This window comes from Methylophaga sp. UBA5088, assembly GCF_002414625.1.
Classification (GTDB): domain Bacteria; phylum Pseudomonadota; class Gammaproteobacteria; order Nitrosococcales; family Methylophagaceae; genus Methylophaga; species Methylophaga marina.
Map to the genome: position 1 here is coordinate 443 of NZ_DIAC01000092.1, position 2266 is coordinate 2708.

3 protein-coding genes are annotated in these 2266 nt (G+C 44.5%); 1 reads left to right on the forward strand and 2 read right to left on the reverse strand.

The window, feature by feature from the left end:
• Both B4K20_RS11380 and rpoE read right to left on the reverse strand, forming a co-directional pair.
• A partial coding sequence (locus B4K20_RS11380; protein ID WP_289282973.1) for a sigma-E factor negative regulatory protein occupies nucleotides 1-209 on the reverse strand: 209 nt, incomplete at its 3' end.
• Nucleotides 206-784, reverse strand: coding sequence for an RNA polymerase sigma factor RpoE (gene rpoE / locus B4K20_RS11385; RefSeq protein ID WP_007145701.1), 579 nt, complete (start codon nucleotides 782-784; stop codon nucleotides 206-208). The genes B4K20_RS11380 and rpoE, both read right to left, overlap by 4 nt.
• A gap of 127 nt (nucleotides 785-911) precedes the next feature.
• Between rpoE and nadB the strand changes: the two genes are divergently transcribed.
• A partial coding sequence (gene nadB / locus B4K20_RS11390; RefSeq protein ID WP_289282974.1) for an L-aspartate oxidase occupies nucleotides 912-2266 on the forward strand: 1355 nt, incomplete at its 3' end.

A 2266-nucleotide genomic window follows, 5' to 3' on the forward strand; every position in this document is an offset into this window, starting at 1 on the left:
GATAATGCCTGATGTATTCTGTCTGTTAAATCAACGTGATTATGATCAGTGACATAGCCATGTAGAAGATCACTCGAGAACTGATATCTCATGTAATCCACTTTGGCACTGTCATCTGTTTTCATCAATGCCAACAACTCATCAAGCTCTTGCTCATTAAGTTCGCCATCAACAAACGCTGACAATAGTTCTTGTTGCTTGATTGTCATAGTTCCTCTCCACCCATTACTGCTTTGACCTGTTTATCTATTGCCTCTCTGGCGCGAAAAATACGCGACCGTACGGTCCCAATTGGACAATCCATTGCCTGTGCAATTTCCTCATAGCTCAGACCTTCAAACTCCCGCAGTTTGATTGCCGTTGCCGTATCTTCAGGCAATTCCTGAATCGCATCATGAATTGCTTGTTGTAAGTCATCACTCATCAGACTACTTTCAGGCGTCTCAAATTCCTTCAATTCGGGCGCATCGTAGTAAATAGTTGCATCCATAGCGTCAACATCACTAACTGGTGGCCTTCTGGAGGCAGCGGTCAGATAGTTTTTTGATGTATTGATTGCAATACGATATAACCATGTATAGAAGGCACTATCGCCTCTGAAGCCGGGTAAAGCACGGTATGCTTTAATAAAGGCTTCTTGCGCAACATCCATCGCTTCAACAGGATCATGAACAAACCCTGTAATGACGTGAATGATTCTTTGCTGATACTTCATTATCAGCAAGTCAAACGCCTTTTTATCACCTGCTTGTACGCGCCGTACTAGCTCTTGATCCACATTCATCCTATCATCCGGCTTGAGTCGACACGTTCACTGCTTCAATTAATCCAGCTTGATTGACCATGTCGATTTAACTTTGTTCCACATTCAGTGCAAAATAAACTTTCTTATTGTACCTGTATAGAGATTTATGACCACAACGCATCATTACGATATTTTAATCATTGGCAGTGGCACCGCCGGACTGACCCTTGCTTTACATATGGCAAACGATGTCAAAGTCGCTGTAATATCAAAGGGTCAACTTGAAGAAGGCGCCTCTTTGTATGCTCAGGGTGGCATCTCTGTGGTCCTTGATAAAACCGACTCTATCCAGTCACATATTGATGATACTTTGCGGGCAGGTGCGGGACTATGCAATGAAAAGTCAGTCCGCTTTACCGTCGAGCATGCCCGCGAAAATATTGAGTGGCTTATCAATCAGGGAGTGACATTTACTCGCGATGGCATCACCTCAGAAACTTATCACCTTACACAGGAAGGTGGACACAGTCATCGACGTATTATTCATTCAGCTGATGCCACTGGAAGAGAAGTTGAAACAACTTTGCTCGATAAGGCTAAAGCACATCCTAATATCAAAATGCTGCCTTACCATATCGGCATCGATCTCATCAGTAGTAGTAAACAGCTTGGTGAAAAAGATAACCGTATCCTCGGTTGCTATGTACTTGATATCCAAAAAGATGAAGCCAAGACACTGTTGGCGCCCATTACTGTGCTGGCAACAGGTGGTGCAGGAAAAGTCTATCTTTACACCAGTAACCCTGATGTCTCGACTGGTGATGGCATAGCCATGGGCTGGCGTGCGGGTTGCCGTATTGCCAATATGGAATTTATTCAGTTCCATCCAACATGCCTGTTCCACCCCCAAGCAAAATCATTTTTGATCAGTGAGGCATTACGTGGTGAAGGCGCCAAGTTGGTATTAGCGAATGGTGAACAATTCATGGAACGATTTCATCCTCAAGCTGAACTCGCGCCAAGGGATGTTGTTGCCAGAGCTATTGATCACGAAATGAAACGCACAGGACATGATTGTGTATATCTTGATATCTCCCATAAACCCGCTTCATTCATCAAAGAACACTTTCCTACCATTTATCAACGTTGTTTAGAATTTGGTATAGATATCACCAAACAACCCATTCCTGTGGTACCCGCGGCACATTACACGTGCGGCGGCATTATGACTGACTTAAATGGCAGAACTGATGTGCCCGGCTTGTATGCCATTGGGGAAACAGCCCATACCGGGTTACATGGTGCCAACCGGATGGCCAGTAATTCGTTACTAGAATGTCTGGTATTCGCAAAATCAGCCGCTGAAGATATAAAAAAACAGCTACCACTGGTCACCTCTGCCATCGTGCCTCAATGGGATGCCAGTCAAGTACATCCAGCAAAAGAGGCTGTTGCGATTAGTCATAACTGGGATGAGTTACGACGGTGTATGTGGAACTATGTCGGCATAGTTCGCAAGAC

What these genes read in the sequence shown, in the direction of transcription:
- rpoE (WP_007145701.1), bottom strand. Translation starts at nt 784, where the DNA reads ATGAATGTGGATCAAGAGCTAGTACGGCGCGTACAAGCAGGTGATAAA.